At 63.3% G+C, this 4,502-nt stretch carries 3 protein-coding genes and 1 pseudogene; 2 read left to right on the forward strand and 2 right to left on the reverse strand.

What is annotated here, in order from left to right:
- Nucleotides 1–71: 71 nt before the first annotated feature.
- Nucleotides 72–1,130, forward strand: a complete 1,059-nt coding sequence (locus tag ABEL04_RS04570) for an endonuclease/exonuclease/phosphatase family protein (protein WP_375801206.1) — start codon at nt 72–74, stop codon at nt 1,128–1,130.
- Nucleotides 1,131–1,139: 9 nt separating this feature from the next.
- Here ABEL04_RS04570 and ABEL04_RS04575 read toward each other — a convergent pair whose 3' ends face one another.
- Together ABEL04_RS04575 and hemH are read right to left on the reverse strand one after the other, a co-directional pair.
- Complete coding sequence (locus ABEL04_RS04575; protein WP_375801207.1) at nt 1,140–1,409, reverse strand: hypothetical protein; 270 nt, start codon at nt 1,407–1,409, stop codon at nt 1,140–1,142.
- A gap of 40 nt (nt 1,410–1,449) precedes the next feature.
- Nucleotides 1,450–2,724 (reverse strand): ferrochelatase, encoded by a 1,275-nt coding sequence (hemH, locus tag ABEL04_RS04580; protein WP_375801208.1) that lies wholly within the window; start codon nt 2,722–2,724, stop codon nt 1,450–1,452.
- A gap of 1,122 nt (nt 2,725–3,846) precedes the next feature.
- Between hemH and ABEL04_RS04585 the strand changes: the two are divergent.
- Nucleotides 3,847–4,502, forward strand: a pseudogene (locus ABEL04_RS04585) (hypothetical protein); the annotation flags it as partial.

A 4,502-nucleotide genomic window follows, 5' to 3' on the forward strand; every position in this document is an offset into this window, starting at 1 on the left:
GGGCGCGTTCCGTCGAGTAGGGAATTGATCATCCAGCGATTCTCGATACGCATTGGTCAGTCACCTTTTCTATGAAACGCGTGCTCAAATTTGTGGGCTTGATCGTCGGGGCTGTGCTCCTTGGGGGCGTTCTCTTCTTTTTCTGGGCAAGTGCGGGCCGGCTGTCCGAGGCAGAACTCACCCAGACGGAGACATACGCGGCGGATCCCGCTGCTCCAGATCGCGACACCCTCACGGTGATGACCTACAATATCGGGTTCCTGTCGGGCATGACCAACAACAAGCCGGTCGTGCGATCGGAAAGCCTCTTCACTGCGAACATGAGTCGAGCCGTGGATCTTTTTCGGGCGGTCAATCCTGGGGTCGTGGGGCTTCAGGAGGTCGACTACGGATCGGCCCGCTCGTTTTACGCTCGCCAGCTCGACACGCTCGCCACCCGACTTGGGTACACGGCCGCTGCGCGGGCCGTAAACTGGGATGTCCGCTACCTTCCCTTTCCGTATGGGTGGCCGGCCGTCCACTACGGGCGCGTACTGTCCGGGCAGTCCGTGCTCAGCCGATTCCCCATCCGACAGCACCGGCGCTACGTCCTTCCCCGCCCGCCGCAGTCGTTCTACCGGTCGGCCTTCTATCTCGATCGCCTCGCTCAGGCAGTCCTGATTGATGTCGGCGGTCGTCCTCTGGTAATTTTGAACGTGCACCTGGAGGCGTACCACGACTCCACGCGGGAGCGGCAGGCCCGGGTAGTGCGCGCGATCTATGATTCCGTGGCGCAGCCGGGGGTTCCCGTGTTTCTCCTCGGCGACTTCAACAGCGAGGTAGCGGCCTCCGACGACGCGACGATGGACCTCCTGCTCGACGAGACCGACCTGCGCCCCGTGCGGGACCGAGCCGATTCGACAGCCTCCACGTACCCGGCGGCCGATCCGACCAAAAATATCGATCACATCCTCTATCGGCCCAGTTTCATTACGCCCGTGGCGACAAGCGTCCGGTGTGGCCCGCCCGCCCATCCGCCCTCCGACCACTGCGCCGTGGCAGTGTCGGCGGTCCTCGCCCCAGCCGGGGCGAAGGCGCCCCCCACCGACTCTCTGCGCTCTATTTTTCCGCCCGCCGATGCCCTTCCGTAGCGGGCCGGACTACAGCACGTAGCTCTGCAGCGCATCGATGATGAGCAGGGCCGCAGCGGTTCCCACACACGCGTATCCGCCCCATCGCGCGGCCTTGCTCTGCCACTCTGTGCCCCAGGCCAGCATCGCGCTGCCTACGCTGAGGGCCAGGGAGGCCCCTGTCATCCAGAAGTCCCGCACGAACAGGAAAAACAGTCCTCCGAGTGCGGTGATAAGCGCCACCCCGTAGAGCCGGCGAACTCGTGCGTCGGGACCGGACGTGTCGCTGGTCGCGGCCATGGCGGAGGGACAGAACCCCTAGGCGTAGTGGAAAGGGCGGTCATGCAAGCTCCGGTTCTCGTTCCGGCTCGGCCGTCCAGTCCGTCGCCTCCGCGACGCGCTCGCACTGGTGGCAGCGGATGTCCCGATTGCGGCTTTTGCAGCAGGGCCGCTCGCTGCCAGGCGTGGGCGTCTTTACGTCGGGCAGTTGGAGCTGAGCGGCGGTCATGTCCGCCAGCGTTTCGATGAACTTCGGGTGGCTGTTGAGGCCCGGCATCACCTCGTAGTGCTCCGGAATAGGGGCACCTTCCTCCTCCAGTTCCTCCGGAATCTCGATGGCCAACTCGTAGCTCGTCTCGATATGGTCGGTCACGAAGGCGACCGGGATGACGAGCACATCCTTCCCCTCTTCGGCGAGCCGTTCCACCTCCTCGTCCGTGGCGGGCGTGAGCCACTCCGAGGGGCCCACCTTGCTTTGGAAGGCCGTGTTGAACGAGTGGTCAAAGTCCCGGTGCTCCATCAGGTGCTTCACCGTGGAGTGGACGAGGCAGCAGTACGGGTCGCGGCGCTCCTCCATCTCTTTGAGCGGCGTGCCGTGCGCGCTGAAGAGGAGGTGCACGTCATCGCGCACCTCTTCGGGAAAGCGCTCCAGCCCTTCGTCGATACGATCACTCAGTGCCTCGATGTACTTTGGGTACGTCGCGTACTCGAAGACGGAGGTGGTGGGCCAGGCCGGAATCTCGCCCGCCTTCTCCAGTTCGTGCCAGTACACGAGCGACGCTCCCGTCGTTGTTTTGGAGTACTGCGGGTACAGCGGGAGCAGAACGACCCTGTCGACGCCATCCTCCTGCATCTGGGCGGCCGTCTGCTCGCTGAACGGTTCCCAGTACCGCATGGCCATGTACGTCTTGAACGTGGCACCGGTACGGGCGGCGTAGCGCTCGTTGAGCTGGTGCTCCAAATTCTCAGCCTGCTCGCGCGTGAGCGGGTTGATCGGGGAGCCGCCGTCGTCGCTGATTTCCTTGTAGTCCTCGGCGACCGACATCGACCGGAAGTACGAAATGATGCGGGAGAACCAGTGACGCACGAGGCCTCGTGCCTGGAAGTAGACGACCTCCGAGAAGTCGATGATCGCCGGATCCATGAACAGATTGTAGAGGAAGGGCTCGACGGACTCTTCCCCATCCGGCCCCCCGAGGTTCAGGAGCACGACCCCAACCGTGTCGCCCGACTCCACGCCGAGCTTAGACGACGGGAAGAAGCCTCCTTCCACCAATCGAGGGTCGCTGTTGTAGTCTTCACGGTCGTAGCGGCGCAGAAACTCGTAGGGCGTCATTGCTCAGAGCGGGTTGCTCGTGGTATGCGCAAGAGGATATCTCTAACGTGAGCAGGGCAGTGAAGACTCGCCCACTGGTCTGATCGTTGCAAAGCCGTTGCGCTCTTGGAGGGTCGGCGAAGCCCGGTCCCCACTGTCCTCCGACCGAAGCTACGTGCTGGTTGCAGGCACGACGCACGAGCACCGCAGAGAACTACACGCTACGCCCCGCTTGTTAGTCCGAGGGATACTCGGGTCTGAGAAGAGGATCAGGGGGTTCTTCCGTCGAGCAAATTCAATACATGAATCGAACGATCCTCGTTCCCCCTTCAGCCTTGCTGCTCAGTCCGGTAGCAGCCCCTGAGAGGCTACTTAGGGCCGCTGTCGCTCAAGAGAACTGGTGAGCGGGCGTCCCTGCCCGGAAGGTCCCTATCGTCTCAGCAGCGCAGGCACGCCCCCTCCCCACCAATCTGATTCCTCGTCCCTGCGAGCGGGGCTGAACCGTCCTCCACAGCCCCTACCGTGTCGCCTGGCCGGCATACACCTGAGGGCCCGCCGGCGGGTCCTCTCTGCGCGGTCCTCTTCAACGTATGGCCGCTCAAGGGAGGAGCCCCTGTCGCACACGGCTTCCAGCAGCCCCCGACTCAGCGGCTGAAGGTCCCTGGCGACGGCCGGGCCTAACACCTCTACGATGATCTTACCCATCCGCTGGGGCGAGTCTACCCATCCCTCAGGACGAGTTCCCCCAAATTACAGGGACAGATCTCTCCAATCTGGGCGTGGCAGGGTTTTGGCTCCCTGAATGGACCGAGAAGCTTTCGTACTTGCACGGCCACGCCCTTCGATGTCGTTTGCTACTGGAACCTCTAAGTCCGACCAGGGACCGCTGCCCAGACGACGAGCCCGACAAGGGGTCGCACTTCAAGGCGATACTGTCCTCTCGCGCTATGGGCCGGGGCGGCGGTCCTGTTTCACTGGTTCCGGATGCGTGACAACGGACGTCTCTCGCGGCTGGTACCTGCCCTTGCTGGATTCCAACGGACACGAAAGACAATGGGCGCACGACGGCCGTTTTCCAGCGTCGCTTGGACCCGTCCGAAAAATGGGAAGAGCGTGGGCCTCCACATAAAATTTCGCTTTCACATGATCACTTCGTCTGCAATGGAGCAGTGCAGCCAACGCTTCATCGTCGGGCTCATCAGCGCCGTCCTGCTCTGTGCGGGTGGGAGCGTTCCTGCGCCCCTGCATGCCCAGTCCCAGGATAGCATCACCGTGTCGATCACCCTGGATCAGGGCTGGAATCTCTCCTCGGTCCCCGTCCAGGCCGACGATCAAAGCTTCGGGGCCCTGCTCCCTCCCTGCCAGAGCGGGTTCTTCTTCGATCCGGGAACCGGATATAGCACGATCGGAGACAGCGATCCCGTGCCTCCCGGCAAGGGAATTTTCGGGAACTGCTCCGCCGGCACGGTCCAGATAACCGGAACGCTGCCGGACTCCTCCTCGATTGCCGTCGACGAGGGCTGGAACGTCATCGGTGCGCTGGCCGACACGATTTCCGTAGACTCGGTGTCGAGCGATCCCGGCGGCATCGTTCAGACGAGCTTCTTCGGGTTTCGGCGGGGATACCAGGCCGCCGACTCCTTGTATCCGGGCCGGGGGTACTGGGTCAAGGTGAGCCAGCAGGGCAAGCTCGACCTCTCGACCCTGGATGTGCCTCCGCCGCCACTGCCGTCCAGCAAAGCACCTGCGAGTCCGTCCCCCGAAACGCTCCGACTGGTGATCACAGATGCCCGGGGGCG

Origin of the sequence: Salinibacter sp. (genome assembly GCF_042218895.1) — a bacterium.
Taxonomy (GTDB): Bacteria; Bacteroidota; Rhodothermia; order Rhodothermales; family Salinibacteraceae; genus Salinibacter.